Genomic DNA, 26,712 nt, shown 5'->3' on the forward strand with positions numbered 1-26,712 from the left:
GGCCGCGAGCCATCAATGACCGTGGCCCCTAGGGGCGGGCACGGTGACGGTTCCGCCGGAGTCTGCGCTGATCCTTGCGACCTCTGACGCAGCGAGCGCCGGTGTGGTGATCCCCGCGACGAGCACCGCCGCGACGATGATGCCGAGGATTCCGGCGTTGCGTCGCGGCCGAGAGGGCCGGCGTGCGGCGATCGAGGTCCACACGGCGACAGCCGTCAGAAGAAGTGCCGTCGCTGCGACGGACAGCACGCTGTTGCCCACGGGATCGAGGATGAATGCCGCAGTGAGGGCGCCCAGTGCCGTCAGGGCAGCGGCGCCCACACCCCGCTGCATGATCAGCCGACCTCGCACGAGCGAGATCCCGCCCCAGGCGAGGGCGCCCAAGCCGGCAACGGCCAACGCCAACCCCAGCGCGCGGCTGCCGACGTCTCCCGTGTCTGCGGTCAGGGCGCCGGCGCCGAGTGCGATCAGCAGCAGCCCGGCTCCCCAGGCTGCGATCGCAGGCCCCGCCGGAATGAGCGCTCCGACGGAGCCCGTCGTCGTCACGCTCAGACGGTGCGGCCGGCGGTCGTGGCCCGGACGCTCCGGTCGGCGGCGAGGCCCACGCCCAGCAGGATGATCGCGCTGGCCAGGTGCAGGAAGTGGTCGGGGGTGTTCAGCGCAAGGATGTTGGCCGGCGTGTCGACCAGGAAGAACCCGACGATTCCGAGGAGCAGATACGCCGCGCCCACGACGATGTTGACGGCCTTGGCGGCGCGCACCGAGGCCAGGCCGCCGATGAGCAGGGCTGCGCCGATCAGCAGGTGCGCGACGTTGTGCAGAGGGTTGACCTCGAAGATGCCGAGTAGCAGGTTGCCGTCGGTGGCGAGGAAGTCCACGCCTCCGGTGACGAAGAACCCGAGCAGGCCGACGAGGAGGTAGACGATACCGAAGATCGTCGCGACGAGGCGGTTGGGTGACGACGCGAGACGGTGAGAAGTGGCGGTGCGGTGGTCGGGTGAGGAAGTCATCGGGTCTCCTGGCTGTGGATGAACGGTTCGGTGGTGATGTCGAGCGCCCGACGCTAGCGGCGGTTGCGGCGCTCGCGGAGGGGCCTTGCAAGGGTGATCCGCCCTTTGCTATGCATCTCGGCCCGCCCACGAGCGCGGCCATCCGACCGGTAGCCTGGAGCGAGGGGGGTGACGATGGGTAAGACCGCCGAAGCCATCGGCGAGGGGGTCTCGATCGCCGCCGCTGCCGCCCGCCTCACCGTACGCAATCGCATCCTCGTCGAGACGATCGCCAACGGCGAGACGTTCCACTACGAACCGTTCGAGCGGTTCGCCCGGACGACGCTGCTCGCCCTGGCCGACGAACAGGCCGCCGCAGCCGATCTCGCCCGGCGCCAGCGCAAGAAGGCCTGGGGGAAGTTCTCTGACCCCGACGGCACACACGATTACCGCGACCGTGACACCCGCAACCTCCGCCGACGCCGTCGGCAGTACGAGGGGGTGGCGAAGCGTCTGCGCGAGATGGCGAATGATGCGGAGGCGGTGCGCGATCTCGTCGAGAATGCGCGGGATGCCGCGTGGGGCGACGTCGAATCGAACCTGCAGCGCCGGTTGCGGGTCGAGGCGATGCGTCCCGACCTCGACCCCGATTACGCGACGATGCGGGGAGCGCGGATGCAGGCGCTGCGTCTGGTCGACCTCCCACGCCTGTCGGCGCATCGGCGGGCGCGCGAGCGGAAGGACGACCCGTCGTGATCCGGCCGTCGCTCGATTCGCGGCGCCGCCCCCGGTGGGGTATTCTCATGTGGTGCTCGCGCGCCGGATCCGGCTGTGAGCGCGGGCGCCCGTAGCTCAATGGATAGAGCATCTGACTACGGATCAGAAGGTTAGGGGTTCGAGTCCCTTCGGGCGCGCACTGTGTTGAGACAGTAAGGAAAAGGTCCCCATCGGGGGCCTTTTTCTGTTCCGTGCTCGCGGGCCGGGGGCGGGTCAGTGCTGGGCGGAGGCAGCCGTCCGCCCCTCAGCGAAACGAGCGCGCGCCCGATCGTGGCGGCCCGCGACCGGTACAGGAGAGGTGGCGGCGGCCAGTCCCATCGGTCTCGTCGAGACGTACATGCTCTCTGCGCGTTCGACGAGGAACGTCTCGTGCCAGATGCCGACGGCCTCCGGCGCTTTCCGGGCGCGCTGGTTGAAGGCCGTCCACGCAGGCCGGTGCAGGTGGTCCATCGATGATGCATAGGCGTAGAGCTTCTCGATCGACGACCAGTACTGCACGACGTACGGCCCTCCTGCCCCGATGAGCAGCTGCGAGCCGAGCATGCCCGACTCCTCCTCGGCCATCTGCTCTCGGAGCATCCGCGGCATGGCGAAGAACACCGGCAGCCACTGGTCGAACCGCCACCAGCGGTTGATCTGCATCCCGATGTGGAAGACCACGAGCTCTCCCTCGTGGTGATGCGTCATCCGTCCTGCGACGACTCTGCTCATGGTGCGATCCTCTCGATAGTGACGCTATCCAGTATGGATAGTCGTACTATCTAATGCAAGGGGGGATATGCGCATCTCTGAGCTCGCGGCCACGACGGATGTCGCTGTGCCGACCATCAAGTACTACCTGCGTGAGGGGCTGCTCCCCGAGGGGGTCCGGACGGCGGCCACGCAGGCGGAGTACGGTCCTCGGCACATCGAACGACTGCGCGTGATCCGCGCTCTGGTCGCCGCCGGAGTGAGCGTCGCCGAGATCCGCAAAGTGGTCACGGCCCTCGACGCGCCCCCGGCGGGTGCCTACGACCTGCTCGGCGTCGCCCACGCAGCGGTCACGCCCGCCGCACCCGACGACATCGACACCGGCTCCGCCGAGGCGCTGTACGAGCGGCTCGGCGGGAGACCCGGCACCTGTGAGCCCCGACTCCTCGGTGGTCTCGCCGTGGCGCTGGCGACCGTCGAGCAAGCCGGCTTCACCGTGCCATCCGATGTCATGGACGAGTACGTCGCGTCAGCGCGTCGGATCGCCGAGGCGGAGATCGCGGGAATCCCTGGCGATTCGCTCGAGAGCGCGGTTCGTTACGTCGTCCTCGGTACCGTCCTCACCGAACCCCTGCAGCTTGCTCTCCGCCGCGCCGCGCAGCAGATCGTGTCGTCGGACCGGTTCTCCGGCGGCGTCTGAGTCTCGCGGCTGCTCAGGCGATGTCGGAGTCGGGGAACCCGGTCGACTCGCGGCGCACCACCCGGAAATCGGGCTTATAGGTCTCGGGGGGCCGCCGCTCGATCTTCTCCGTGATGCGCTCGATGAGCCGGTCCACCGCGATCACGGCGATCTCTTCCCGACCCGTGTCGATGGTCGACATCGACGGGATGGAGTACTGGCTCTCGTCGATGTTGTCGAAGCCGATGACCGCGATGTCGTCGGGTACGCGCAGCCCCTGTTCGCCGAGCGCCCGCAGGACGCCGAGCCCGAGGGTGTCGGTGAGGGCGAAGACGGCGTCGAAGTCCACCCCGTCCGCAAGGAGGCGGTGCGTGGCTGCGGCGCCGCCCGCCCGATTCCAGTCCGACATCACGGCCGGCCGCACGAGGGCGGGATCGAAGGGAATACCCGCCTGCTCGAGGGCGCGCTGATACCCGCGCAGCCGCAGATTCGCTGAATTGGCCTCATCGTCCCGATAGCGCGGGTCGGCACCGATGAGCGCGATCCGACGTCTGCCGATCTCGATGAGATGATCGGTGGCCGCCTGGGCGGATGACATGTTGTGCATGGTCACGTGGTCGGTCGGTCCACCGAAGATCCGTTCCCCGAGAAGCACGAGGGGGCCGTCCACCGCGAGGAGCTCGGCGTCCTCCTGGCCGAGGCTGACGGGGCTGAAGAGCAGTCCATCGAGGAAACGCGGACGACGGCGCGAGACGGCGCCTATCTCGGCATCCCGCCGCCCGCCGGTCTGCTCGACCATGACTCCGAGCCCGCGCTTCTCGGCGGCGCGGATCACCGCGTCGGCCAGCTCGGCGAAGTAGCTCTCCCGCAGCGACGGGACGGCGAGCCCGATGACCCCGGTGCGTCCGGACCGCAGCCCACGGGCCGAGAGGTTGGGGCGGTAGTCGAGCTGCGTGATCGCATCATTGACCCGGTCGCGTGTTCCGGGCCGCACGTGCGGGTGGTCGTTGATGACGTTGGACACCGTCTTGATCGACACGCCGGCGACGCGGGCGACGTCGTGCAATGTGGGACTCACCGGATCAGCCTCCCGTCATCCCCGTCTTCCCCGTCATCTTGACATGCCGAGCGCGGTCGATCATCGTATGAGCGAAGGCATTACAACGTTGTACACCAGGAGAAGAATGCCCCGCGCACATCTCACCATCGACCCGCACTTCACCGTCGGGCCCATCGACCGGCGTCTGTTCGGGTCCTTCGTCGAGCACCTCGGACGGTGCGTCTACGACGGCATCTACGAGCCGGGTCACCCCTCGGCTGACGACGAGGGTTTCCGCGCCGATGTCATCGACCTGGTGCGAGAACTCGGGGTGTCCACGATCCGCTATCCCGGCGGCAACTTCGTCTCGGGCTACCGGTGGGAGGACGGTGTGGGACCGCGGGAGGAGCGGCCGCGCCGTCTGGACCTGGCGTGGCACTCGACCGAGACGAACGAGATCGGCCTCGACGAGTTCGCGTCATGTATGAAGAAGGTCGACGGTGAGCTGATGTACGCGGTGAATCTCGGCACACGCGGGGTGCTCGAGGCTCTCGACGTTCTCGAGTACGCCAACATCCGCTCCGGTACCCGGCTCTCGGATCAGCGCGCCGCCAACGGGCATCCTGAACCCCACGACATCCGCATGTGGTGCCTGGGGAACGAGATGGACGGGCCGTGGCAGCTCGGCTACAGCACCGCGGAGAACTACGCGCGGCTCGCCGCGACGACCGCGCGCGCGATGCGTCAGATCGACCCCGATCTCGAGCTCGTCGTCTGCGGCAGCTCGGGTGCAGGGATGCCGACGTTCGGCGAGTGGGAGCGAGTGGTCCTCGAGCACACGTACGACAACGTCGACTACATCTCCTGCCACGCGTACTACGAACCCGAGGGAGACGACCTCGCGAGCTTCCTCGCGTCGGGCGTCGACATGGACCGCTTCATCGACGCGGTCGTGGCCACCGCCGACCACGTCAAAGCGATCCGGCGCAGCGAGAAGACGATCAACATCTCCTTCGATGAGTGGAACGTCTGGTATCAGTCCCGCTACAACGAGGTCGACAAGATCACGGATGTCGCGGACTGGCCGGTCGCACCGAGGCTGCTCGAAGATCGATACACCGTGCTCGACGCGGTCGTCTTCGGGAGCCTCATGATCTCGCTCATCCGGCACGCCGACCGAGTGACCTCGGCCAGCCTCGCGCAGCTGGTGAATGTCATCGCACCGATCATGACCGAGCCCGGCGGTCCGGCTTGGCGGCAGACGACGTTCTATCCCTTCTCGCTCACCGCGCAGCTCGCCCGCGGCGTGGCCCTGGAGCTCAAGCTCGACAGCCCCACCTACACGACGGTGAAGTTCGGCGAGGTCCCGGTCGTCGACGCCGTCGCGACGATCGACCCTGACAGCGGCGCCGTCACGGTCTTCGCCGTCAACCGCAGCCTCACGGACGACGTCACCCTCGACATCGACTCCGCCGCGCTCGCAGGTTCCGTGTCGTCCGCGACGGCGACGTCGATCTTCGACGACGACATCCATGCAGCGAACACGCTCGAGCAGCCCGACCGGGTGAGGCCGAAGACCAACGATTCGGTGACGCTCGGCGATGGGGCGATCGCCGTCACCCTGCCGCCCTGCTCGTGGACGGTCCTCACCACCGAGTGAGACGGTCGCGCATCGTTCGCTCACGGCGAACACTCCGCTCCTTAGCACTCGGCACCCGAGAGTGCTAATCTGGACGTACTTGAGTCAAGGAGGCTCAAGTTACGGATTTTCGTTCAGTGAAGGAGACCGAACATGGCAACGTATGACCCGTTCCGTGACCTCGACCGTCTCGCGACGAGCTTCTTCGACGCCCGTCGCGGCCCGCGCCGTATGCCGATGGACCTCTACCGCGACGGCGACCACTACGTGCTGACCGCTGACCTGCCCGGTATCGACCCCGGTTCGGTCGACATCGACGTGGACGGCCAGCTGCTGACCATCCGAGCTGAGCGGACGCTCAGTGCCGGTGACGGCGTGAAGTGGATCACCCGCGAACGCGAGGCCGCCAGCTTCGTGCGGCAGCTGAACCTCGGCCAGGGCATCGACACCGACCGCATCTCGGCGAGCTACAGCAACGGCGTGCTCAGCGTCACCATCCCGGTGAGCGAGAAGGCCAAGCCGCGCAAGATCGAGGTCGCCACCGAGAGCGGTGCGCAGGTCCTGCAGGCGCACGAAAGCGGTTCCGCTTCGAGCGCGGCGGATCACCCGCAGCCGGTCGAGCAGTAACGCGCTCCCGCAGAGAGAACACCTCGCGATGCCCCCGTCGGGTCCTCACCCGGCGGGGGTGTCGTGCGTGCGGAGCTTGGTGGTCAGCTCCCGAAGCTGAGCGAGCTCGGCCTCACTCAGCGCGGACATCCGCTCCGCGATGTGAGCGGCATGCACGCGTGCCACGTCGCGGAAGGCGCGGGCGCCGGCGTCCGTCGCGCGGACGAGCGATCCTCGTCCGTCGTCGGGGTCGGGGCACTTCGTGACGAACCCGCGCGCGACCATCCGATCGACCAGGCGCGACACCGAGGGCTGACTGACCAGCATCAAGCGGGTGATGTCACGCAGTCGCGCCGTCATGTCGGGCGCCCGCGTCACCGTCAGAAGCACATCGTACTCGCCCTGTTGCAGCGGCGCGTCGGTGAAGTCGCGGCCGAGGTCGGCGAACAGCTCGTGCTGCGCACGAAAGAGGCTCTCCCACGCCTCGACGGCAAGGCGACGATCGTTCACGGCAACAGGGTATCCGGTGGCGGCGCCGCCGCCATCTAGGCTGAGCGCATGCCGCGAACGCGTCGGATCACCGCCTCGGTGCTGACGGTCCTCCTGGGGGTCGCCGGTCTCGTCGGTCTGGCGGTATCCGCACACCCCGCCTCCGCCTCGGGCAACGTCGACGACTTCGTCTTCGAGCGGATGGACGCCGAGTACACCCTTGGTCGCGAAGAGGACGGCACGAGCACCCTGCGCGTCGTGGAGAGCTTCGTCGCGGTATTCCCCGAGAACCAGAACCGGGGTCTCCGCCGCGAGATCCCCGCTGACTACAACGGCCAGCCCACTTTCCCCGAAGTCGTCTCGGTCACCGACGAGGCCGGAGACCCTCGGCCGAGCGAGGTGGAGACCGACGGCGGATGGATGACGATCACCTCCCGCGCCGACGACTACCTCTCGGGGCGTCAGACCTTCGTCTTCACCTACACGCTGCGAAACGTCACCGACTCCTTCGCCGACACCAGCGACGAGTTCTACTGGGACGTCAACGGCAACGGGTGGCGTCAGCCGTTCGGCGAGGTGACGGCGACCCTGATCATCCCGCCCGACGTGGCCGACGCGCTCACCGGCCGGCAGGCCTGCTACGTCGGCGGCTTCGGAGACGCCACCACCTGCCCGATCGAGGTGACCGCCGAGGGCGACGGCGCCGTCGTGTCAGCGGGCGCCCGCAACCTCGCACCGACCGAGACGCTCACGATCGCGGTGGGTTTCGACACGGGCACCTTCGCCCGATTCGATGACTCGTATCTCGCGTCGGGGTGGGGGTGGGCGCAGGGAGCGGCCGGTGTCGCGGGCCTCGGCGTCCTCGTCGGCGCCGTCGTGGTCAACCGCCGGTTCCTGCGGAACGACCCCGGGCGACCGACGATCATCGCCGAGTACACCCCGCCTCCCGGCATCGACGCCCTGGAGAGCGCGCTGCTGCTGGGCAAGACGGCGAAGGCGATCCCGGCCGAGGTCCTCGAGCAGGCGGTGGTCGGCAGCATCCGGATCCTCGAGGGCGAGAAGCGGTGGTTCGGCAGCGCCAGACTGCAGGCGGAGCTGGTCGACGCCAGCCGCGCCGACCGCGATGGACGGATGCTCCTGGAGGGCCTCTTCGACGAGGACCTGCGCCCGGGCGAGATCTACGAGTTCGGCGGCAACGACACCCATTTCTCCCGCACGGCACAGAAGATCCTCGCCGCGGGGCGCAAGGAGCTCAAGACCCGGGGGCTGTACCGCACCGTTCCGGCGCGGGTGAGGGCGTGGCCGATCGCCGTCGCCATCCTGATCGGCGTGATGATCGTCCTCTTCGGCGCCTTCGCCCTGGCCGGATCGGTCGATCCCCTTCTTCCGATCCTCGTCATCGTCCTCGGTGCGGGTCTCACGATCGTGACGGTCGCCGTCCTCTCGACGCGTCCACTGAGCGCGGCGGGCGCCGAAGTGCGCGACCACCTCCAGGGCCTGAAGATCTTCATCGAGTGGGCCGAGGCCGATCGGATCCGAATGCTGCAGACGCCGACCGGGGCTGAACGACGCCCGATTCACACCGACGACCCCCGCGAGATGCTCCACCTCTACGAGCGCCTGCTTCCGTACGCGGTGGTCTTCGGCCAGGAGAAGCAGTGGGCCGAACACCTCGCCATCTACTACGGCGACGACACCCCGGGCTGGTACATCGGTACAACCGGGTTCAACGCTGCGGCGTTCTCGGCAGGCATCAGCAGCCTCTCCGCCACGGCGGCGGCCTCGTCGAGCTCCGGCGGCTCGAGCGGGGGCGGCTCCGCCGGCGGCGGTGGCGGCGGAGGGGGAGGCGGCGGCGTCTGATCCGCGCCGGCGCGGGGCCTACCCGATCGTGTGGCAAAGCGGAACCCCTCTCGCTTCTCATCCGGGGCGGGCACGGTGGAGTCATGGTCGTCATCGGATTCCACGCCTCGCACGAACAGATTCCGCCGAGCGCGCTGCTGCGCGCTGTCCAGGGCGCCGAAGCCGCGGGCTTCGACGCCGCCATGTGCTCCGACCACCTGTCGCCGTGGGGCGTCCGGCAAGGCGAGTCGGGATATGCCTGGTCGTGGCTGGCTGCAGCTCTCGCGACCACGCGGCTGTCGTTCGGCGTGGTGACCGCACCCGGACAGCGGTACCACCCGGTGGTGCACGCGCAGGCGATCGCGACGCTCGGCGAGATGTTCCCGGGCCGATTCTGGGCGGCGCTCGGGAGCGGCGAGGCGATGAACGAGCACGTCACCGGCGACGAATGGCCCCACAAGGACATCCGCAACGCCCGTCTGCTCGAAAGCGCCACCGTGATGCGGCGCCTGCTCGCCGGTGAGGAGGTGAGCCACGACGGGCTCATCCGCGTCGACCGTGCGCGGGTGTGGTCGAGGCCTGAGGTTCCACCGCCCTTCTTCGCGGCGGCGGTGAGCACGCAGACTGCCCGGTGGGCGGGGTCGTGGGCCGACGGCTTCGCGACGGTCGCGCAGGCCCCCGACGTTCTGCGCGACGTGATCGACGCCTACCGCGAGGGCGGCGGGGCAGGACCGCTCGTCCTGCAGGTGCACGTCAGCTTCGCCGAGACCGACGCGGAGGCGATCGCCCTGGCGAAGGACCAGTGGCCGAACGGGCTGGTGTCGCCGCCCGAGGCGTGGGATCTCGAGCAGCCGGAGGACTTCGACCGGGCCGTCGGTGAACCCGACGAGGCGGAACTGCGAAAGGCGGTGCTGGTCGATCATGATCCCGCGGCGCTCGCCGAGCGCATCGCCGAGCTGGTCGACATCGGGTTCGACCGGGTCTACCTCCATCACGTCGGGCGCGACCAGGCCGACTTCCTCGCGGCGTCCGAGCGCAGCATCCTTCCCCGCCTCCGGGAGCTCGTATGAGGATCACCGACACCAGCGATCTGTGGTGGAAGAGCGCGGTCATCTACTGCCTCGACGTGGAGACCTACTTCGACTCCGACGGCGACGGCATCGGCGATCTGCAGGGACTCGCCGCACGCATCGACTATCTCGCGCAACTCGGCGTGACCTGCCTGTGGCTGATGCCCATCTACCCGACTCCCGACCTCGACGACGGCTACGACGTCGCCGACTTCTACGGGATCGATCCGCGGCTCGGGTCGTTCGGCGACTTCGTCGAGGTCGTCCGCACGGCACGCGACCGCGGGATGCGGGTCATCATCGATCTGGTCATCAACCACACCTCGGATCGCCATCCCTGGTTCCTCGCCGCGAAGCGGAGCAAGAGCTCGCCGTTCCGAGACTTCTACATCTGGCGGAGCGACCCACCGCCGAAGGATCAGAAGAACCCCGTCTTCCCCGGCGAGGCCGACGGCATCTGGAACTACGAGGAGAAGACCGAGGAGTGGTATCTCCACAGCTTCTACCCGCACCAGCCCGACCTGAACATCGCAAACCCGAAGGTGCGCGACGAGATCGCGAAGACCGTCGGGTTCTGGCTGCAACTGGGCGTGTCGGGGTTCCGGGTCGACGCCGTGCCGTCGCTGCTCGAGATCCCCGAGATGGCGGACCCCCATCAGTACCTCCGGAATGTTCGCCAGTTCCTGCAGCGGCGTTCGAGCGAGGCCGTGCTCCTGGGCGAAGTGAACCTGCCCTACGACGAGCAGGTCGTGTACTTCGGCGGAGAGGACGGCGACGAGCTCACGATGCAGTTCGACTTCGTCGCGATGCAGCGGCTCTACCTCTCGCTGGTGCGCCACGATCCTGCCCCCCTCATCGAGGCCCTGCAATCGCGGCCCGACCTGCCGGTCGAGGCGCAGTTCGCGAACTTCGTGCGGAACCATGACGAGCTGACCCTCGATCAGCTGAGCGAGGATGAGCGCCAGGAGGTTTTCGAGGCGCTCGCACCCGACGAGAGTCAGCGGATCTACGGACGGGGGATCGTGCGGCGGCTGCCGACGATGCTCGGCGGTGATCCCCGTCGCATCCGCATGGCCTACAGCCTGCTGTTCACCCTCCCCGGCACCCCGGTGCTCTTCTACGGGGAGGAGATCGGCATGGGCGAGAATGCGGAGGACAAGAGTCGCGAGGCCGTGCGGACTCCGATGCAGTGGTCGGGGGAGCGGAACGGGGGATTCTCGGATGCTGCGCCCTCGCGTCTTCCCGCGGCGGTGCCGGGCGACGGCTATGCGCCGACGCACGTGAATGTCGCCGATCAGATCGAGGATCGCGATTCGCTACTGCACTTCGTGCGCGACCTCATCGCGCGCTACCGCATCTCGCCGGAACTCGGCTGGGGCTCGCTCGAGGTGATCGACCACGGCGTGGCGGCGGTGATGGTGCACAAGCTCGCCGCCGATGTCGGGGCGATGGTGGCCGTGCACAACTTCGCCGATGTGCCGGCGTCGATCTCGTTCGCCCTACCGGACGAGCCGGAGGGAACCCAGCTGGTCGACCTCCTGGCGGCCGACCGGATGCCGCTGGATGAGAAGGGTCGCATCGAGATGGAGATCGCGCCGTACGGGTTCCGCTGGCTGCGCGTCTCGCGGCCGGGCGACGGACGGGTCTCCTGAGGAGATCCCGGGAACCCGGCGGCGCGATCGAGATCGGCGGGTTGCGCGGTTAGCGTGGCGTGGTGAGAACCGCACGCCGGCGCCGGTCGCGACTGATCTGGACGGTGGCCGCCCTCCCCATCGCCGGGCTCGCGGTGGTGCTGCCGCACGTCGACATGCTCGCCGGAGGGCTCATCCCGGTCGCCCAGGCACTCGTCCCCGTGGGCGCTGTCGCTCTTGTCGTCCTCGCCGCGGTCTCGCTGTTCTTCCGGGCCTGGGCGGCGGCGGCCATCCTCGTGATCGGCGGTGTGCTGGCGGGGCTCCCCGCCCTGACTCCGCTGCGCGCCGGGTCGGAGTGCGCGCCGGAGGCGACGGCCACGGTCGTCGCCTTCAACGCGAAGTTCGCGGGTGCCGACCCCGCCCTGCTCGCGGAGCGCATCGCCGAGGCCGACGCTGACATCGTCGCCCTGGTCGAGACGGACGAGGCGCACATCGCCGCTGTTCTGGGCGAGCGCGGGCTGGCAGCCGCTCTGCCGCATCGCACGCGAGAGACCACGGAAGGCGGCGTGAGAGGCAGCGTCATCCTTTCCGCTTTCCCGTTGCAGGACGAACAGGACATCGACGGGAGCGTCTTCGACCAGGTCTCCGCGGTCGCGACGCTCCCCGGAGGTGACGAGGTCCGGGTGGCGGCAGTGCACCCGCCGCCACCGGTGGGGCAGCCGGTCGACTGGCGGACGGCGCTCGGCGAGCTCGATCGATGGATTCGTCAGACACCCGATGAGCGGCTCATCGTCGCAGGTGATCTGAACGCATCGTATGCGCATCCGGGATTCCGGCAGCTGGCTACACCGCTGCGGAGCGCGGCCGAGGCGGCCGGACCGATTCCGTGGCCGACCTGGCCGCAGGAGCGGCCGGTGCCGGCGTTCACGGCGATCGATCACGTCCTCGCGCGCGGCGCGGTGCCGACCGGGTGGGACAGCTTCTCCATCCCGGGGAGCGACCATCGCGGGGTGATCGGAAGCTGGGCGTTCTGCACGTGAGAAGCCACGCAAGAAAGGGCCGGTCGGAGAGGCTCCCGACCGGCCCTTGTCCCTTGCACCAAGAGTGTCCTGCAATCACATGTCGGTAGCTGCCACAGCAAAACAACTACCGTGCGAGCACTCTATAACGACGAGGTAACGAAAGGGAAGGGCTCGGCGTTACCTTTTCGTGATTGTCAGGCGATGCTTAACCGCTGACGCGCGGGGGACAGAGTAAGGGCCGGTCGGTGAGGCTCCCGACCGGCCCTTGTCCCTTGCACCAAGAGTGTCCTGCAATCACATGTCGGTAGCTGCCACAGCAAAACAACTACCGTGCGAGCACTCTATAACGGCGAGGTAACGAAAGGGAAGGGCTTGCCGTTACCTTTTCGTGATCGCTTCGCCCACGGCTTCAGGACAGCACGTCCTTCGTCGCGAACCGCGCCACCGCGGAGGCCCCGAACACCGCCACATATCCCGCCTGCAGAAGGGCGTTGGCCGCGAACGAGTCCCAGATGATCGGTGCCCGCAACAGGTCGCCGAAGTCGAGCCATCGATCGGTGAAGAGCCAGGGATGCAGGGCGTCGAGCTGAGGGATCGCGCCGACGATCTGCGCGGCGACAGCGAGGATCGCCGTCGCGGCCATCGCGCCGATCGGCACCGTGGTCAACGTGGAGAGGAAGAGTCCGATCGCCGACAGGCCGATGAGGGAAATGGAGGCGTACGCGGCGATCGCAAGAAGTCGCAGCAGCCCCTCGGCCAGGGATACCTGGGCCCCCGAGAGCAGTGTGACCGGACCGATCGGGAACAGGACCGCGCCGACGATCGATCCGACGATCACCACGGTGAGGGTGGCAGCGACGCAGAAGACGACGGCGCTGAGGTACTTCACCAGCAGCAGTCGGATGCGGCCTGCCGGCGCGATCAAGAGATAGCGCAGCGTCCCATGGCTCGCCTCGCCGGCGATCGCGTCCCCCGCCGTGACGCTGACGGTCAGCGGGAGGAAGAGCGGGATGGCCACGGTGAGCGCGGCGAGCCCGACGAAGAGCCCGTTGCCGGTGATCTGATCCAGGAATGCCGGGCCGCGGCCGGGGTCCGAGCCGCCGAAGAACCGGATGGCGACGCCGAGCAGGAGGGGGATGAGAGCCAGCGCTCCGAGCATCGCCCATGTCCGCCACCGTCGGAACTGGATCGACAATTCGTTGCCGAGCAATCGCATCGTGCCCCACCCGCCGGGCGTCGACGAACGTTCGCCCACCGCCTCAGGCGACGACATCGAAGCCCTCGCCGGTGAGCTCCACGAAGCGCTGCTCGAGACTCTCGGTCACAACGGCGAATCCGCGCACCCGCACACCGGCTCCGACGAGAGCCGCCACGATCGCTTCGGGTGAGGCGCCTTCGGGCGGAAAGCCTGTCACAGTGTCACGGTCAGCCGTGGCATCCCGAGCATCCATCTCCACGCCCAGCGAGGCGAGCACGTTCCGCGCGGACTCGACGTCGGGGGTGCGCACCTGCACCCGGGGCCGCGCACCCGAGCGGCGGAAGTCGTCGAGCGTTCCCTGCGCCACGAGGCGACCACCGCTCATCACTCCGACGTGGGTGCACAGCTGCTCCACTTCGGCGAGCAGGTGGCTGGACACGAACACGGTCGTCCCGTCGGCGGCGAACGAGCGGATGAGCGCCCGCACTTCGCGGGTTCCCTGCGGGTCGAGACCGTTGGTCGGTTCGTCCAGCACGAGCAGGTCACGGGGCATGAGGAGAGCGCTCGCGAGTCCCAGGCGCTGCTTCATGCCGAGCGAGTACGCGTGGGCCTTCTTCTTGGCCGCGTGGCTGAGGCCGACGCGGTCGAGCGCGGTGGCGACCCGCTGCCGGCGGGTGCGACCGGACGAGTGCCGGTCGGCGGCATCGAAGCGGAGGAGGTTCTGCTCGCCGGTCAGGAAGGGTGAGAACGCGGGGCCCTCGACGAGAGCGCCTACCCGGGGGAGGACGGTGTCGAGTGAGCGCGGCATCGCCTCACCGAGCACTGTGGCCTGACCACCGCTCGGGCGGATGAGCCCGAGCAGCATCCGGATGGTCGTCGTCTTCCCCGATCCGTTCGGCCCGAGGAACCCGAAGACCGAGCCGCGCGGAACCGTCACGTCGATGCCGTCGACCGCGGTCTGGGCGCCGAATCGCTTGGTGAGACCGCGGGTCTGGATCGCCGGCTCTGTGGCGTGATCGCCGTCAGGGTGAGTCGTCACCGGCGGGCGTCAGCGTCCGGCGACGTCGACCAGGCGCTGCGTCGGTACGGCGCCGGCGAGGATCCGTCCGTCGTCGGTGACCATCACGCTCACCAGCGAGGTCTGCAGCACGCGGCCGCCGTCCACGGCGGTGGTGACGCCGTCGAGCATCGCCTGCTGTTCGGCATCCAGTTCCGGTTTCGGGAGTTCGATGACGGCGGACCAGCCTTCACCGATGACGGTCGGAGCCGCGGCCTCCCGCGTCGAGGGACCGACCCGCTCGTCTTTCGACGGGAGGGGCACGTCCTTCTCGGTCACCGCGACGTCGGCGCCGGGCTCGAAGGAGAAGACGCTCGCGTCGGGAGCCGAGAAGTCGACCTGCGTGAACGCGATCTGGAAGGCGGGCTCGGTGGCGCCGCGCGCGGTCACCGAGGCCGCGAGGGCGACTCCGGTCTCGCCGTCGACGGCGAACCGCACGTCGCCGACCAGGGTGTCGTCGGTGCGGGGAGACAGGATGAGCTCGTACGCCTCGCGTCCGGCGATCCGCGCGTCGGTCCCCACGGTCACCTCCGTGCTCTCGTCGAGACGCGCGAGGGCCTGATCGAGCATCTCGTCAGGGGTCGGCAGCGCGTCGTCGGGTTCGGCCGGTGCGACATCCTCCCCGTAGGCGTCGCGGAGGTCGTCTTCGTCCGGCAGAACCAGCTTGGTCGCCGACTGGCTCTCGCTGTCGACGTACCACACCTCGCCGGTGGCGCCGTCGACATAGACGTTGCGCTCACCGAGCTGATCGAGCACCTGCAGGCGTGCGCTGTCGCCGTCGAGATACACCTTCGCGGTGTGCGAGCCGGTGACCAGCGAGATCAGATCATCGAGCTGTGCCGATGAGACGCCGTCTGCGCTGTCGCCGTCGGGGGAACCGGTGAGGGCGCCGAGGTCGGGGAGGCCGAGTTCCGACCTCTGCTCGATCGTGCCGCTGAGCGCGTCGATCTCGCTCGCGCCCGCGAACTCGATCAGCTCCTCCGGGGACTTGTCCGGAAGGTCGACGGCGCCGCTGGCGGCCATCGGCACGGCGACCGCCGCGCCCGCGAGCAGGGGCACCACCACGACCGAGGTCCAGAGCAGAGGACGACGAACGCGTGAGCCAGGGCCGGGCTTCATGGGACCAGGCTACGCCGGTCGCGGGATTCCGACCCGGGTCACGGCGAACCCTCAGGATGTCGGGCGTCGCGGAGCGGCGAGACCACGACGACGAGCGCGGCGGCGGCGAAGATGACGGCGGCCACGCCGATGGTGGCCTGGTATCCGAGCAAGGTCATCAGGACTCCGGCCACGAGCGCTCCGATGAAGAAGACCACGCGGTTCATCGTGCGGATCGTGGAGTTCATGCGCCCCTGGATGCTGTCGGGGGCGACGGCCTGGCGGTAGGAGATGTCGTTGGTGTCTTCGAGTCCCATGCCGAAACCGTAGAGAAGCTGAACCAGGCCGACCACGACGAGGAGGAGACCGGTGCCGCTGGCGGAGGTGAGCGGTGCCAGCGCGAGGATCAGCCACGGGATGGCGACGAGGGTGCGCCCGAGGAAGATGGTGCGTCCGGCGCCCAGGCGGGCACCGATGCGCGGTGCGATCAGGGCGCCGGCGAAGCCGCCGATCCCACCCGCCGCGAGGGCGACGCCGAACGCCCACGAGGGGAGTTCGAGCTCGCGCAGGACGTAGACCGCGAGCACCGTGGTGACGATGCTGTTGGCCAGGAACCACACGTGAATCGAGATCGCGAGGGGGCGCAGCGTGCGATGCCGGTAGGTGTAGCGCATGCCGTCGACGATCTCGTGGCCGACGTGCCGTCCCGGCGGGCGCAGGGTGCTTCTCGGCTCGGTGATCGCGATGCGGGATTGCAGCAGCGCGGCGACGGCGTTGATGACCGCTTCGATGACGAACAGGATCGTCGGCCCCACGAGGTTCAGCAGGAAGCCGCCGAGGGCAGGTCCTGCCGTTCCTGCGACGGTCTCGCTCTGCCCGAGGCGGGCATTGGCGTGAACGAGAGAGCGGCGGGGGACGATGCGGGGGAGGAGCGGCTGGGCGGCGGAGTCGGCGAACAGGGTCAGCACCCCGAGGGCAAGGGTGACCGCGGCAAGGGACCAGAAGTCCAGCGCATCGGTGGCGAGCAGAACGGCGACGACGGCGAACGCGAAGACCCGTCCGATGCTGGTCAGGACGAGGGTGCGCTGTCTCCGCCACCGATCCATGAGCGCACCGACGATCAGCCCGAGGAAGAGGTACGGCACGACGCTGAGGGCGCTGAGGATGCTGATCTGTGCCGGCGTCGCCTCGAGAACGGTGACGATGATGACCTGGAAGGCGACCGTCGCCATCGCGCCGCCGACTGCCCGAAGAGTGGACGCGCTCCAGAAGTAGGCGAAGGGCCGCAGCCGCAGGATCTCGCGGTCCCGACCGGCTCCGTCGCGCATCTCCACAGACTAGGCGGTGCCCCGAATGTCATCCTTTCGGGGGACGCGAAGCGTCGGCGCCCTCTTCTAGCCTGGTTCGCATGACTGACGTCCTGGGCTGGGGAACCGTCGTGCTCGTGCTGGGCATTCCCGTCGTCTTCGTCGCCGTGGGCGTCGCCTCCCTCCGGCATCGAGATCAGGCGGACGGCTCGACGCCGTCATCCGGGGGTCTTCTCGGTTTCGATGAGCTGTTCCACCCGGCGGCGCACGACGCGCGGCTCGCGTGGGAGACCGAGCAGCAGATCCCCGTTCCGGCTCCGACGCCCGACCGAGGCCCGGGAGTCATCGCTGACGGGACGTCGATCGTGATCGAAATCCGAAACTGAACCCTCTTCCGGATGTCCGAACCGGGGATTAGCGTGCCACGCATGGCGATCGATGAGCGCACGCTGGCCTGGATGCTCGACACCGACCCCGCCCTGCGGTGGCAGGTGGAGAGGGATGTCGCCCACGCGCCGCCCGAGATCTGGGAGGCGACGCGGGCGCGCGTCGCTCACGAGGGCTGGGCGGCGCTGCTGCTCTCGAAGCAGGACGCCGACGGGCAGTGGGCGGGTGGGGCGTATTTTCCTGCGGGGTACTTCGACAGTGAGGAGGCGCAGCAGCCGGGTCAGCCCTGGAATGCGACGACCTGGACGCTGAAAGACCTGCGCGAGTTCGGAGTGCCCGCTGAGGCCCTCGGCGACACCGCCGACAAGCTCGCGCGCAACAGCCGCTGGGAGTACGACGACCTGCCCTACTGGGGCGGGGAGGTGGATGTGTGCATCAACTCCTTCACGCTCGCGAACGGCGCGTGGCTCGGTGTCGACATGTCGGGCCTCGCCGAGTGGTTCCGCGAGCACCGCCTCGCGGACGGCGGGTGGAACTGCGAGGCTGAGGAGGGAGACTCGGTGCGCTCGTCGTTCCACTCGACGCTCAATGCCCTGCGCGGACTCCTGGCATACCAGCGGCTGACCGGTGACCGGACGCTCACCGAGGTGCGCCGAACCGGAGAGGAGTATCTGCTGACGCGGCGGCTGCTGTATCGCGCCTCGACCGGTGAGCTCGTCGCCCCCTTCGCCACGCATTTCCTCTACCCGAATCGGCACGTCTACAGCGCGCTCGCCGCGCTCGACTACTTCCGGGATGCGTCGGAGTTCGACTCCCGCCCGCCCGATCAGCGTCTCGCCGAGGCCATCGAGGTCGTCCGCGACCAGCGTCAGCCCGATGGCACCTGGGTTCAGTCACTTCGGCTGCCCGGCCGCGTCTGGTTCCATATGGATGTGCCCGAAGGAGAGCCCTCGCCCTGGCTCACGCTCATCGGCACCCGCGTGCTGGAGTGGTGGGATGCCGCGCACGACGCTGCGGTCGCGTGAGCCGTCAGGTCTTCGAACCCGTGAGGGCGAGCGTTCCGCCGAGGCCGATCATCATGACGCCGCCCGTACCCGACAGTGTCGCCATCCGGCGGGGTGAGGTTGCGAACCACGCCCGCGCCGTCCCGGCCGCAAGCGCCCATGCGCCGTCGCAGATGAGGGCGAGGGTCTGGAACAGCAGGCCGAGCACGAGCAGCTGCGCCCAGACGGCCCCCGCGGCGGGGTCGACGAACTGCGGGAGGACCGCCACAAAGAAGGCGATCGTCTTCGGGTTCGTCAGGCCCACGATGAAGCCCTGCCGAAGCAGACGCGCTGTGCCGCCGCTCGGCGACGAGGTCTGATCGCCGCCGTCGCTGCGGTGCCGGATCGCCTGCACGCCCAGATAGATCAGGTACAGGGCTCCGGCGATCTTCAGAACGGTGAAGGCGACGACCGATGACGCCACGATCGCACCGACACCGAATGCGACAGCGAGGACGGCCGGCACCGTGCCGAGCGCATTGCCGACGACGCTGAGCACTCCTGCCCGGCGCCCCAGGGCGATCGACCGGCCGATGACGAACAGCACACTCGGCCCCGGAATGAGGATGAGGACGATCGAGGCGACGACGAAGGCCGCGACGTTCTCCCAGGGCATCATGGGCACACCCTAGCGGCCCGGTGTCAGGCATGCAGCGGCGAGCCCACCACGTCGAACCCGAAGCCGCCGAATTCGCCCGAGAGCAGCGGTCGTGCCTCGGCGATCTGCGCCTGCACCTCCGGCAGGGCCAGCGAAGCACGGTGCGCCTCGGCACTCTTCCACAGCTCCATCACGAAGACCGTATCGGGTTGGCTGTCATCGATCCCCACGTCGTAGGCGAGACACCCGACGTCCCCGAGGACAGCGGTCGGTCGGGTCAGCAGAGCCACGAGCTCGTCGCGCTTTCCGGGCCGTGCGCCCAGCGTTCCCACGTTCACGAAGGTCATGGCGGGGACGATACCCGCGACCACCCCCACGGGTCAGGCTGGTGCGCGAAAGGTCTCGAGCGCCACGTCGATGAACGCCAGATCGTCTCGGGGCAGCACCACCGTGCACACCACCTGCGGGCCGACACGGAACCCCGTTCCGACGACGAAAGGATCGGTGTCCACCCGGATCCCGCTGACCTCGCGTCCATCCACGCGCAGCGTGTCGGGGACGACGGCCGAGGGTCGTGCCTGCCACGACCGATCCCGGGTCGGGCCGGCGGGGAGACCCAGCTCCTCGCGGAACCCGTTGCGCAGCACATGATTCACGTGATCCAGAAGCTGCGCCTCGAGCTGCGCGTGGGGCGCACTCGGGTCAGCGTGCCATGTCGTCCAAACGGCCTCCTGCAGCATCGGGTAGTGGAAGAGCTGTGCCTGTTCGCGCAACCAGGACGGGCGCCCCCAGGGAGGTTCCTCGTCGATCGCGCGACGCGTCGCGTCATCCATCTCCACCTCGTTGCGGGGATCGGAGCGATCGTCGGGATACCTCCAGAGCGTGTACGAGAACGACACCGTCCGATGAGCAAGCCCGCCCGTTCCGGTCGACTCGGCGAAGCCGGTGATCGGCATGCGCGTCAGGGCGGGCTGAGGGACGAGCTGCAGGACGGGGAACCCGATGCTCCGCAACCGCTCCTCCGAGGCGATGCTCGGGTCGGGTGCGTCGGTGGGGATGACCCCGTCGAACTCCATCCACCCATGGTCGCCGACGGTGCGGCGACACGCCAGAGCCATACTCGCCAGCCTCGCGTGTCGGGGTTTCGCAGGTTGTACGGCCGCTGCAGCGGACGAACCCCGACACGGGTCCGGATCCGGCGGTGAGACCTTCCCCTCAGCTCCCGGCCGCGACCGCCCGGCGGATCAGCCCGCGGATCTTCTTCTCCGCCGCCTCGGTCATCTCCAGCAGGGCGAAGGACACGGCCCACATCTCGCCGTCGTCGATCACGGCGTCCTCGGCGAAGTTCACGGTGCCGTAGCGGGTGTCGAACTTCGACGCCGGCTGGTAGAAGAGGATGTTCTTCCCGTCCTTGGCGTAGGTCGGGAAGCCGTACCAGGTCTTCGGGTCGAGGTCGGGCGCCTCCTCGCTCACCATGACGTGCAGGCGTTCCGCGATGACACGGTCGCCCTCGGGCAGCTCGGCGATGGCGGCGAGGCACGCCTCGAGCTCCTTCGCCTTCTTCGCGGCGCCCTTCACGCCCTTCATCGATCGCAGCTCCTCGGCGCGCTGCTGCATCGCCGCGCGCTCGGTGTCGCTGAAGCCGGACTTCGTGGTGGAATCCTGCGGTGCCATCTCAGGCGTCTCCCTTCTGCTGCAGGCGGATCAGATTGCCCGCCGGGTCACGGAACGCCGCATCGCGGACGCCGTAATCCTGCTCGATCGGTTCTTGGACGATGTCGGCGCCGGCCGCCTCGATGCGCTCGAAGGCCGCGTCGAGGTCATCCGTGGCCAGATTGATGCCGAAATAGCTCCCCTTCGCGATGAGGCCCAGCAGCACGCCGCGCTCGTCGTCGGACACGTCGTTTCCGACGGCCGGCGGGTGCAGCACGATCGCGGTATCGGGCTGGCCCGCCGGTCCGACCGTGATCCAGCGCATGTCCTCGTAGCCGACGTCGAGCCGGACTTCGAAGCCGAGCACATCGCGGTAGAAGGTCAGGGATGCCTCGGGGTCGGTGTGCGGCAGGAAACTCGAGTGAATCGTGATGTCCATGACTTCACGCTAGGGCCCGCGTCATCGCGGCGCTTCTCGATTCCTGATCGGTCTGGTCACCTGCCGGGCGACGCAGGGTGGCATCCCGGGTCGGAACGGCGCGCCGCGCTCGCGGTAGACGCTCGGCGGCACACCGACCAGCTCGGTGAAGCGGGTGCTGAAGGTGCCGAGCGACTGGCATCCGACCTCGAAGCAGACCTCGGTCACGGTGAGATCGCCGCGACGCAGGAGGGCCATCGCCCGTTCGATGCGCCGCGTCATCAGGTAGGCGTAGGGCGTCTCGCCGAAGGCGAGCACGAACTGGCGGCTGAGATGCCCCGCTGACATGTGCACGCCGCGCGCGAGGGAGGCGAGATCGAGCGGCTGTGCGTATTCGCGGTCCATCCGGTCGCGCACCTGCCGCATCAGCACGAGCGTCTCGAGATCGGGTCGCTTCCCCACGCCCCGATCATGCCATCGCGCGTCTTTGTCGCGCCTACGCTGGCGGAGGACCCGATGAAGGAGGCGCTGTATGAGCGCGAATCCCACCCCGAGCCGCTCGCCCCTCGATGACCGCCCCTGGCTGAGCGCGTACGCCGAGGGCGTTCCCGCCGAGATCGAACCGGTCTCCGAGACGCTCGTCGACCTCCTCGACGGCGCGGTGTCGCAGTACGGGAAGAGGGTGGCGCTGGAGTTCTTCGGGGCTGAGACCCGGTACGACGAACTCGGGGAGCAGGTCTCGCGGGCGGCGAACGCCCTCCGCAAGCTCGGTGTGCGCGCGGGCGACCGGGTCGCGCTCGTGCTTCCCAACTGCCCCCAGCATGTCGTGGCGTTCTACGCCGTCCTCCGGCTCGGGGCCATCGTGGTCGAGCACAACCCGCTCTACACGGCGCGGGAACTTCGTCATCAGTTCGAGGTGCACGAGGCGGTCGTCGCGGTCGTGTGGGACAAGGTCGCCGATGTGGTCGCCGACTTCCCGCGCGACATCGCGCCTGCGGCGATCGTCGCCGTTCGCATGCCCGACGCGCTGCCGTTCGGCAAACGGGTCGCGCTCCGCATGCCGGTGCCGGCGGCGCGCGCGTCGCGGGACGCGATGACCTCGACGCCGAAGGCGAAGGGCATCCTGTCGTGGTCACAGCTGGTGAAGACCCGTCGACTGTCGAGATCGCACCCGCGCCCTTCTCTGGATGACATCGCGCTGCTGCAGCTGACGAGCGGCACGACCGGCACCCCGAAGGCGGCGATCCTCTCGCATCGCAACCTCCGGTCCAACGCCGCTCAGGGGCGCGCCTGGGTGCCGGGGCTCGCCGAGGGGGCCGAGACCTTCTACGCCGTGCTGCCGATGTTCCACGCGTACGGGCTCACCCTCTGCCTCACCTTCGCGGTCTCGATCGGCGCGCGCGTCGTGCTGTTCCCGAAGTTCGACGTCGATCTCGTCGTCGCCGCGGCCAAGACCTCGCCGCCCACCTTCCTCCCCGGTGTGCCGCCGATCTACGACGCCCTCGCACGCGCGACCTCGCGCAAGAACGTCGATCTCACCAGCATCCGCTTCGCCATCTCGGGAGCGATGAGCCTGCCGGTTCCGACCGTGACGCGATGGGAGGAGGCGACCGGGGGCCTTCTCGTCGAGGGCTACGGCATGACCGAGACGTCGCCCGTCGCGCTCGGGAACCCGATCGGCCCCTCGCGTCGCCCGGGCACGGTCGGGGTCCCCTTCCCGAGCACCGAGATCCGCGTCGTCGATCCGGACGACCCGGCCGTCGACCGCCCGATCGGCGAGGCGGGGGAGTTGCTGGTGCGCGGGCCGCAGGTGTTCCAGGGCTACTGGCACCGGCCCGACGAGACCGCGGCGGTGCTGCTCGAGGGTGGGTGGCTGCGCACCGGCGACATCGTGACCGTCTCGCCCGACGGGTTCGTCACCGTGATCGATCGGGTGAAGGAACTCATCATCACGGGTGGCTTCAATGTGAGCCCGAGCGAGATCGAGGGGGTGCTGATGATGCATCCGGATGTCGCCGGCGCCGCCGTCGTCGGCATGCCGCGCGCCTCCGGCGGCGAAGACGTGGTCGCCGCGGTCGTGGTGAAGGACGGCGCGGTCTTCGAGGCCGGAGTGCTTCGGGACTTCTGCCGGTCGCACGTCACCGCGTACAAGGTTCCCCGGCGGATCGTCGAGGTCGACGACCTGCCCCGTTCGCAGATCGGCAAGGTGCTGCGCCGTGCGGTGCGCGAGGAGCTGCTTGCCCGCTGAGCGATCCGGCGCCGCTGGTCAGCGCGGGACGTGGATGCCGACGAGCCGCTCGGATTCGTCCCACAGGCGGCGGGCGTCATCGAGGCTCCGCAGCGGTTCCCACAGCTCGGTCTTCGTCGGTGCCCCGCCGATCAGGCGCTTCGGTCCGAAGAACTCGTCGCCCTGGGATTCGCGGCCGGTTGCGGCGAGAAGCGCCGGGAGCGCTGCGCTCTCGGGTGTCCCGGTCACGCCGACCCGGGCGAGAAGACCGATCACCCGGCGTTCGGGCGTCACGCGTGCCCGGCCCATCCCGGGCTGGGCGGCGAGCAGGTTGGTCGGCGAGACGCCGGGGTGCGAGAGGTTGCTGCTGATCCCCCACCCGCCGGCACGGCTGCGCGCATCCAGCTCGCGGGCGAAGAGGCCGACGGCGATCTTCGACGCGACGTAGGCGCGCATCGCGTCGTAGTCGTGCTCGGAGTTCAGGTCGCTCCACACGATGTCACCGCTGCGCGCGGCGATGCTCGTCTGGTGGGTGACGCGGGCTGCACCGGCTCGCAGCAGGGGGAGGAGTCCGAGGGTGAGGGCGAAGTGCCCGAGGTGGTTCGTGCCCCATTGCAGCTCGAAACCGTCAGCGGTCACCTGACGGGTCGGCGGCCGCATCACACCGGCGTTGTTGATGAGGAGGTGGATCGGACGGCCCTCGTCGCTGAGCTGCGCGGCGAGGGCGGAGACCGACGCCAGAGAGGACAGGTCGAGTGTGCGCGTGCTCACGGTCGCGCTCGCGACTGCCGAGCGGATGCGGCTGACCGCCGCGTCTCCCTTTCCGGCCGAACGAACCGGCAGGATGACCTCGGCGCCGGCGTCGGCGAGACGGCGGGCGATGATGACGCCGATGCCGTCGCTGGCTCCGGTGACGACGGCGAGCTTTCCGGTGAGGTCGGGGATCGACAGATTGTGCGTGCGTGTCATGTCTTCGGTCCTTCGTTCCGTGGCCCCGTTCGAGGCCGTGGACTCATGCTCGATAGGACGTGGCGCGACATCCAGGACCCGGCGATCAGCGGCTGAGCGGTCCACCCCGCCGGTTCCCGGGCCTCAGGTGGCGAACGCGTCGGTGCCCAGGACGGCCAGCAGTTGCAGCTTCTCGTGGGATTCGGTGCCGGGCTCGGCGGTGTAGACGAGCAGACGGTGGGATTGATCGGGATCCAGCAGCGTTTGGCATGCCAACTCGAGCTGTCCCACCGAGGGGTGGTGGAAGCGTTTGACCTCGGTCGGACGGGGGCCGACCTCGTGCGTGTCCCAGACCTCCCGGAAGAGGTGGTTGTCCTGCAGCAGCGAGACCATCGCTGCGGCGCGTGACTGCGGGCCTCGGCGAGCGACCAGTTCACGCAGCCCCGAGGCGTACACCCGCGACAGCTGGTGCTGCTCGTCGGCGGAGTAGGCGGCCCGCACGGCCGGCTCGGTGAACCACCGATAGCCGAGGCTGCGTGCGGGGCCGGTGCGTAGCGAGGCGTCGCCGAGAACGGCGACGCCGAGGGGAGTCTGCCGCAGGGTCTCGCCGAGCTCGGTGACGATCTCTGCCGGAGTGTCGGTCAGGCGGTCGAGGATCCGCAGAAGCCCGGGACTGATGTGCTCGCTCGTCGTGTCGCGCAGCGGCGGCTGGTGACCGGCGAGCCGGAAGAGGTGATCCCGCTCGTCGAGCGTGAGATGCAGGCCCTGCGCGATCGCGGCGATCATCTGCTCGGACGGGTGGGGGCCGGTCGCGCGTTCGAGCCGCGCGTAGTAATCGGTCGACATGTGGCAGAGCACAGCGACCTCTTCGCGCCGCAGGCCTTCCGTGCGCCGACGGGGTCCGCGCGTGAGCCCGACGTCCTCGGGTTGCAGCGCCACGCGTCGTCGCCGAAGGAACTCCGCCAGCCCGTCCCGATCGATCACCCATCCCCCTTCCGACCGACCCTTTCTACGCGAGACTCCGCGTCGTAGCCAGGGCCTGTCAGTCCGCCCCTCTCTCGCTCCGCGGCAGCGACATCCACAGCGCGGCCCACTGCGGCGCCGTCAGATCGCGAGGAAGCGCGCGTTGCTCCACGCTCGCGTGCGCGAGCGCGTTCTGCGCGACCCGACGGTCGATCCGGGCGGCGCCTGCCAAGATCTGGTCGAGGCTGCGACCCTTGCCCGAGAACACCGCGGCGACGAACCGCTCGTAGTTCCGACGCGCCCGGGCAGGGAGCAGGGGGTCGTCGCGACGTGTGATCGTGAGGATTCCGCCGTCCACGCTCGGGGAGGGGGTGAATCCCGACCGCGGGATCCTGCCGTGAAGTGCGAACTCGAACCACGGGACACTCTGCGCGGTCATCATCGTCTGCCCGCCGACACCCGCCCGCTTTCGCGCCACCTCCCACTGCGTCACGAGCACGGCGTCCGTCCACCGCGGCTCGCTGAGCAGGCGGCGGAGGATCGGGGTGGTGAGGTGGAAGGGGATGTTGCCGACGATCACTGGTTCCCGAAGCGGATGACGCAGGGCGTCGGCCTGGCGAATCGTCGCTCCCGGTAGCGATTGTGCGAGACGGAGAGTCCGGTACTCGTCGATGTCGATGGCGATCAGTCGACGCCCTGTCGCCGCGAGTCGACGTGTGAGGGCGCCGTCGCCGGCGCCGATCTCGAGGATCGACCCTCGCGTACTGCGGACGAGGGCGTCGATCCGGTCGATCGACGGCGTGTGGGTGAGGAAGTTCTGGCCGAGCTCGTGTCGGCCGCCGTGAGAGGAACGAGGCATGGGTGTGCTCCGATGAAGAGGGGAGCACCCGGTGCGGGACGTGGAGAGGCGGGATACGCCGAAGGCCCGTCCGAGTGCAGAAGGACTCGGAGGAGACGGCGCGATGCGACGAAGTGGTCGCGCCGTCAGGCGCGGCGGTCGCGGACCAGAGCGGTGAGCGCCATCACGGGCGCCATGTTTATCGTTCCCACGCCTCGACGGTAGCAGGCTCGTTTCCCTCTCGTCACTTGCCTGCCCGGCGCTGCCTGCCGCAGCGGCGGCGCATGTTCGCCGTCAGAAGGGTGCGGGTTCGTGGGGATCGTCGACCGGTTCGTCCGTAAGCCGGAATTCGGTGCCGGGGTTGGTCCATGTCGCCCAGAGGTCGTCGGGGAGGTCTTCTTCGGGGGTGAAGTGAACCGTCCTGGGTTCCGTGGAGGCTCTGATCCCATCTAGGAGGATGAGGGTTATGCCGGCGAAGTATGACAAGGAGACGATCGAGCGGGTGGT

30 protein-coding genes and 1 tRNA gene are annotated in these 26,712 nt (G+C 68.9%); 12 read left to right on the plus strand and 19 right to left on the minus strand.

The features are described from left to right. Positions 1 to 12 precede the first annotated feature (12 nt). Together HDC37_RS08915 and HDC37_RS08920 are read right to left on the minus strand one after the other, a co-directional pair. Positions 13 to 546 carry a hypothetical protein gene (locus tag HDC37_RS08915; protein WP_179560036.1) on the minus strand — a complete coding sequence of 178 codons (534 nt, stop codon included), beginning with the start codon at positions 544 to 546 and terminating at the stop codon, positions 13 to 15. Positions 547 to 548: 2 nt separating this feature from the next. Continuing rightward, positions 549 to 1,010, minus strand: coding sequence for a DUF4383 domain-containing protein (locus tag HDC37_RS08920; RefSeq protein ID WP_179560037.1), 462 nt, complete (start codon positions 1,008 to 1,010; stop codon positions 549 to 551). A gap of 174 nt (positions 1,011 to 1,184) precedes the next feature. On the opposite strand from HDC37_RS08920, the gene HDC37_RS08925 reads away from it, so the two are divergent. After that, positions 1,185 to 1,745: an asparagine synthase gene (locus tag HDC37_RS08925; protein ID WP_179560038.1), complete on the plus strand. Its 561-nt coding sequence runs from the start codon at positions 1,185 to 1,187 to the stop codon at positions 1,743 to 1,745. An 85-nt stretch (positions 1,746 to 1,830) separates the two neighbouring features. After that, positions 1,831 to 1,903, plus strand: a tRNA-Arg gene (locus HDC37_RS08930). Positions 1,904 to 1,979: 76 nt separating this feature from the next. Here HDC37_RS08930 and HDC37_RS08935 read toward each other — a convergent pair. Then, entirely contained in the window at positions 1,980 to 2,477 is a 498-nt protein-coding gene (locus HDC37_RS08935) for a DUF4188 domain-containing protein (RefSeq protein ID WP_179560039.1), read from the minus strand. A 67-nt stretch (positions 2,478 to 2,544) separates the two neighbouring features. Between HDC37_RS08935 and HDC37_RS08940 the strand changes: the two genes are divergently transcribed. Continuing rightward, on the plus strand, positions 2,545 to 3,156 hold the full coding sequence (locus HDC37_RS08940; RefSeq protein ID WP_179560040.1) for a MerR family transcriptional regulator: 612 nt from the start codon (positions 2,545 to 2,547) through the stop codon (positions 3,154 to 3,156). A gap of 13 nt (positions 3,157 to 3,169) precedes the next feature. On the opposite strand, the gene HDC37_RS08945 is transcribed toward HDC37_RS08940, so the two are convergent. Continuing rightward, entirely contained in the window at positions 3,170 to 4,213 is a 1,044-nt protein-coding gene (locus HDC37_RS08945; RefSeq protein ID WP_179560041.1) for a LacI family DNA-binding transcriptional regulator, read from the minus strand. 106 nt (positions 4,214 to 4,319) lie between these two features. On the opposite strand from HDC37_RS08945, the gene HDC37_RS08950 reads away from it, so the two are divergent. Further along, entirely contained in the window at positions 4,320 to 5,834 is a 1,515-nt protein-coding gene (locus HDC37_RS08950) for an alpha-N-arabinofuranosidase (RefSeq protein WP_179560042.1), read from the plus strand. Between the two features lie 132 nt (positions 5,835 to 5,966). Next, positions 5,967 to 6,440 (plus strand): Hsp20/alpha crystallin family protein, encoded by a 474-nt coding sequence (locus HDC37_RS08955; protein ID WP_179560043.1) that lies wholly within the window; start codon positions 5,967 to 5,969, stop codon positions 6,438 to 6,440. 45 nt (positions 6,441 to 6,485) lie between these two features. On the opposite strand, the gene HDC37_RS08960 is transcribed toward HDC37_RS08955, so the two are convergent. Continuing rightward, on the minus strand, positions 6,486 to 6,929 hold the full coding sequence (locus HDC37_RS08960; protein ID WP_179560044.1) for a MarR family winged helix-turn-helix transcriptional regulator: 444 nt from the start codon (positions 6,927 to 6,929) through the stop codon (positions 6,486 to 6,488). 48 nt (positions 6,930 to 6,977) lie between these two features. Here HDC37_RS08960 and HDC37_RS08965 point away from each other — a divergent pair, with 48 nt between their 5' ends. From HDC37_RS08965 to HDC37_RS08980, 4 genes are all read left to right on the plus strand, one after another. Continuing rightward, complete coding sequence (locus tag HDC37_RS08965; protein ID WP_179560045.1) at positions 6,978 to 8,768, plus strand: DUF2207 domain-containing protein; 1,791 nt, start codon at positions 6,978 to 6,980, stop codon at positions 8,766 to 8,768. A gap of 83 nt (positions 8,769 to 8,851) precedes the next feature. Next, positions 8,852 to 9,817 (plus strand): TIGR03885 family FMN-dependent LLM class oxidoreductase, encoded by a 966-nt coding sequence (locus HDC37_RS08970; protein WP_179560046.1) that lies wholly within the window; start codon positions 8,852 to 8,854, stop codon positions 9,815 to 9,817. Further along, positions 9,814 to 11,469 carry an alpha-amylase family protein gene (locus HDC37_RS08975; RefSeq protein ID WP_179560047.1) on the plus strand — a complete coding sequence of 552 codons (1,656 nt, stop codon included), beginning with the start codon at positions 9,814 to 9,816 and terminating at the stop codon, positions 11,467 to 11,469. Before HDC37_RS08970 ends, HDC37_RS08975 begins: the two co-directional genes overlap by 4 nt. 62 nt (positions 11,470 to 11,531) lie before the next feature. Then, on the plus strand, positions 11,532 to 12,488 hold the full coding sequence (locus HDC37_RS08980) for an endonuclease/exonuclease/phosphatase family protein (protein ID WP_179560048.1): 957 nt from the start codon (positions 11,532 to 11,534) through the stop codon (positions 12,486 to 12,488). Positions 12,489 to 12,879: 391 nt separating this feature from the next. Here the strand turns inward: HDC37_RS08980 and HDC37_RS08985 are convergent, their stop codons facing one another. From HDC37_RS08985 to HDC37_RS09000, 4 genes are read right to left on the minus strand one after another with little or no spacing between them, the layout of a single operon-like run. Next, complete coding sequence (locus HDC37_RS08985; protein ID WP_374939156.1) at positions 12,880 to 13,743, minus strand: ABC transporter permease; 864 nt, start codon at positions 13,741 to 13,743, stop codon at positions 12,880 to 12,882. Next, positions 13,730 to 14,707 carry an ABC transporter ATP-binding protein gene (locus HDC37_RS08990; protein ID WP_179560049.1) on the minus strand — a complete coding sequence of 326 codons (978 nt, stop codon included), beginning with the start codon at positions 14,705 to 14,707 and terminating at the stop codon, positions 13,730 to 13,732. The genes HDC37_RS08985 and HDC37_RS08990 overlap by 14 nt, the downstream gene beginning before the upstream one ends. A gap of 9 nt (positions 14,708 to 14,716) precedes the next feature. Next, entirely contained in the window at positions 14,717 to 15,844 is a 1,128-nt protein-coding gene (locus HDC37_RS08995) for a DUF2092 domain-containing protein (RefSeq protein ID WP_179560050.1), read from the minus strand. A gap of 38 nt (positions 15,845 to 15,882) precedes the next feature. Next, positions 15,883 to 17,151 carry an MFS transporter gene (locus tag HDC37_RS09000; protein ID WP_179560051.1) on the minus strand — a complete coding sequence of 423 codons (1,269 nt, stop codon included), beginning with the start codon at positions 17,149 to 17,151 and terminating at the stop codon, positions 15,883 to 15,885. Positions 17,152 to 17,231: 80 nt separating this feature from the next. Between HDC37_RS09000 and HDC37_RS09005 the strand changes: the two genes are divergently transcribed. Continuing rightward, positions 17,232 to 17,516, plus strand: a complete 285-nt coding sequence (locus tag HDC37_RS09005) for a hypothetical protein (protein ID WP_179560052.1) — start codon at positions 17,232 to 17,234, stop codon at positions 17,514 to 17,516. Between the two features lie 42 nt (positions 17,517 to 17,558). Then, on the plus strand, positions 17,559 to 18,542 hold the full coding sequence (locus HDC37_RS09010) for a squalene cyclase (protein WP_179560053.1): 984 nt from the start codon (positions 17,559 to 17,561) through the stop codon (positions 18,540 to 18,542). A 4-nt stretch (positions 18,543 to 18,546) separates the two neighbouring features. Here HDC37_RS09010 and HDC37_RS09015 read toward each other — a convergent pair whose 3' ends face one another. The 6 genes from HDC37_RS09015 to HDC37_RS09040 form a co-directional block, all read right to left on the minus strand. Beyond that, positions 18,547 to 19,179 (minus strand): LysE family translocator, encoded by a 633-nt coding sequence (locus HDC37_RS09015; RefSeq protein ID WP_179560054.1) that lies wholly within the window; start codon positions 19,177 to 19,179, stop codon positions 18,547 to 18,549. A gap of 23 nt (positions 19,180 to 19,202) precedes the next feature. After that, positions 19,203 to 19,505 carry a putative quinol monooxygenase gene (locus HDC37_RS09020; RefSeq protein WP_179560055.1) on the minus strand — a complete coding sequence of 101 codons (303 nt, stop codon included), beginning with the start codon at positions 19,503 to 19,505 and terminating at the stop codon, positions 19,203 to 19,205. 33 nt (positions 19,506 to 19,538) lie between these two features. Continuing rightward, positions 19,539 to 20,234: a hypothetical protein gene (locus HDC37_RS09025; protein ID WP_179560056.1), complete on the minus strand. Its 696-nt coding sequence runs from the start codon at positions 20,232 to 20,234 to the stop codon at positions 19,539 to 19,541. 139 nt (positions 20,235 to 20,373) lie between these two features. Beyond that, positions 20,374 to 20,832 (minus strand): iron chaperone, encoded by a 459-nt coding sequence (locus HDC37_RS09030; RefSeq protein ID WP_179560057.1) that lies wholly within the window; start codon positions 20,830 to 20,832, stop codon positions 20,374 to 20,376. A 1-nt stretch (position 20,833) separates the two neighbouring features. Next, positions 20,834 to 21,250, minus strand: coding sequence for a VOC family protein (locus HDC37_RS09035; RefSeq protein ID WP_179560058.1), 417 nt, complete (start codon positions 21,248 to 21,250; stop codon positions 20,834 to 20,836). Positions 21,251 to 21,271: 21 nt separating this feature from the next. After that, positions 21,272 to 21,655: a helix-turn-helix transcriptional regulator gene (locus tag HDC37_RS09040; RefSeq protein WP_179560105.1), complete on the minus strand. Its 384-nt coding sequence runs from the start codon at positions 21,653 to 21,655 to the stop codon at positions 21,272 to 21,274. A gap of 106 nt (positions 21,656 to 21,761) precedes the next feature. On the opposite strand from HDC37_RS09040, the gene HDC37_RS09045 reads away from it, so the two are divergent. Then, positions 21,762 to 23,477, plus strand: a complete 1,716-nt coding sequence (locus HDC37_RS09045) for a long-chain-fatty-acid--CoA ligase (RefSeq protein WP_179560059.1) — start codon at positions 21,762 to 21,764, stop codon at positions 23,475 to 23,477. 18 nt (positions 23,478 to 23,495) lie between these two features. On the opposite strand, the gene HDC37_RS09050 is transcribed toward HDC37_RS09045, so the two are convergent. The 4 genes from HDC37_RS09050 to HDC37_RS16920 form a co-directional block, all read right to left on the minus strand. Continuing rightward, on the minus strand, positions 23,496 to 24,425 hold the full coding sequence (locus tag HDC37_RS09050) for an SDR family oxidoreductase (protein ID WP_179560060.1): 930 nt from the start codon (positions 24,423 to 24,425) through the stop codon (positions 23,496 to 23,498). A 123-nt stretch (positions 24,426 to 24,548) separates the two neighbouring features. Next, a complete protein-coding gene (locus HDC37_RS09055; RefSeq protein WP_179560061.1) occupies positions 24,549 to 25,388 on the minus strand; it encodes a helix-turn-helix transcriptional regulator in 840 nt (279 codons plus the stop codon). A 58-nt stretch (positions 25,389 to 25,446) separates the two neighbouring features. Next, entirely contained in the window at positions 25,447 to 26,226 is a 780-nt protein-coding gene (gene erm, locus HDC37_RS09060; RefSeq protein ID WP_179560062.1) for a 23S ribosomal RNA methyltransferase Erm, read from the minus strand. 273 nt (positions 26,227 to 26,499) lie between these two features. Continuing rightward, positions 26,500 to 26,712, minus strand: a 213-nt coding sequence (locus HDC37_RS16920) for a hypothetical protein (protein ID WP_218869507.1), incomplete at its 5' end; no start/stop codon positions are given.

It is taken from the genome of Microbacterium sp. AK009, from assembly GCF_013410955.1.
Lineage (GTDB): Bacteria > Actinomycetota > Actinomycetes > Actinomycetales > Microbacteriaceae > Microbacterium.

Coding starts and splice junctions, on each gene's coding strand:
- HDC37_RS08920 (WP_179560037.1), bottom strand. CDS start 1,010: ATGACTTCCTCACCCGACCACCGCACCGCCACTTCTCACCGTCTCGCG.
- HDC37_RS08925 (WP_179560038.1), top strand. CDS start 1,185: ATGGGTAAGACCGCCGAAGCCATCGGCGAGGGGGTCTCGATCGCCGCC.
- HDC37_RS08935 (WP_179560039.1), bottom strand. CDS start 2,477: ATGAGCAGAGTCGTCGCAGGACGGATGACGCATCACCACGAGGGAGAG.
- HDC37_RS08940 (WP_179560040.1), top strand. CDS start 2,545: ATGCGCATCTCTGAGCTCGCGGCCACGACGGATGTCGCTGTGCCGACC.
- HDC37_RS08950 (WP_179560042.1), top strand. CDS start 4,320: ATGCCCCGCGCACATCTCACCATCGACCCGCACTTCACCGTCGGGCCC.
- HDC37_RS08955 (WP_179560043.1), top strand. CDS start 5,967: ATGGCAACGTATGACCCGTTCCGTGACCTCGACCGTCTCGCGACGAGC.
- HDC37_RS08965 (WP_179560045.1), top strand. CDS start 6,978: ATGCCGCGAACGCGTCGGATCACCGCCTCGGTGCTGACGGTCCTCCTG.
- HDC37_RS08970 (WP_179560046.1), top strand. CDS start 8,852: ATGGTCGTCATCGGATTCCACGCCTCGCACGAACAGATTCCGCCGAGC.
- HDC37_RS08975 (WP_179560047.1), top strand. CDS start 9,814: ATGAGGATCACCGACACCAGCGATCTGTGGTGGAAGAGCGCGGTCATC.
- HDC37_RS08985 (WP_374939156.1), bottom strand. CDS start 13,743: ATGTCGTCGCCTGAGGCGGTGGGCGAACGTTCGTCGACGCCCGGCGGG.
- HDC37_RS08995 (WP_179560050.1), bottom strand. CDS start 15,844: ATGAAGCCCGGCCCTGGCTCACGCGTTCGTCGTCCTCTGCTCTGGACC.
- HDC37_RS09000 (WP_179560051.1), bottom strand. CDS start 17,151: ATGCGCGACGGAGCCGGTCGGGACCGCGAGATCCTGCGGCTGCGGCCC.
- HDC37_RS09005 (WP_179560052.1), top strand. CDS start 17,232: ATGACTGACGTCCTGGGCTGGGGAACCGTCGTGCTCGTGCTGGGCATT.
- HDC37_RS09010 (WP_179560053.1), top strand. CDS start 17,559: ATGGCGATCGATGAGCGCACGCTGGCCTGGATGCTCGACACCGACCCC.
- HDC37_RS09015 (WP_179560054.1), bottom strand. CDS start 19,179: ATGATGCCCTGGGAGAACGTCGCGGCCTTCGTCGTCGCCTCGATCGTC.
- HDC37_RS09020 (WP_179560055.1), bottom strand. CDS start 19,505: ATGACCTTCGTGAACGTGGGAACGCTGGGCGCACGGCCCGGAAAGCGC.
- HDC37_RS09025 (WP_179560056.1), bottom strand. CDS start 20,234: ATGGAGTTCGACGGGGTCATCCCCACCGACGCACCCGACCCGAGCATC.
- HDC37_RS09030 (WP_179560057.1), bottom strand. CDS start 20,832: ATGGCACCGCAGGATTCCACCACGAAGTCCGGCTTCAGCGACACCGAG.
- HDC37_RS09035 (WP_179560058.1), bottom strand. CDS start 21,250: ATGGACATCACGATTCACTCGAGTTTCCTGCCGCACACCGACCCCGAG.
- HDC37_RS09040 (WP_179560105.1), bottom strand. CDS start 21,655: ATGCGGCAGGTGCGCGACCGGATGGACCGCGAATACGCACAGCCGCTC.
- HDC37_RS09045 (WP_179560059.1), top strand. CDS start 21,762: ATGAGCGCGAATCCCACCCCGAGCCGCTCGCCCCTCGATGACCGCCCC.
- HDC37_RS09050 (WP_179560060.1), bottom strand. CDS start 24,425: ATGACACGCACGCACAATCTGTCGATCCCCGACCTCACCGGAAAGCTC.
- erm (WP_179560062.1), bottom strand. CDS start 26,226: ATGCCTCGTTCCTCTCACGGCGGCCGACACGAGCTCGGCCAGAACTTC.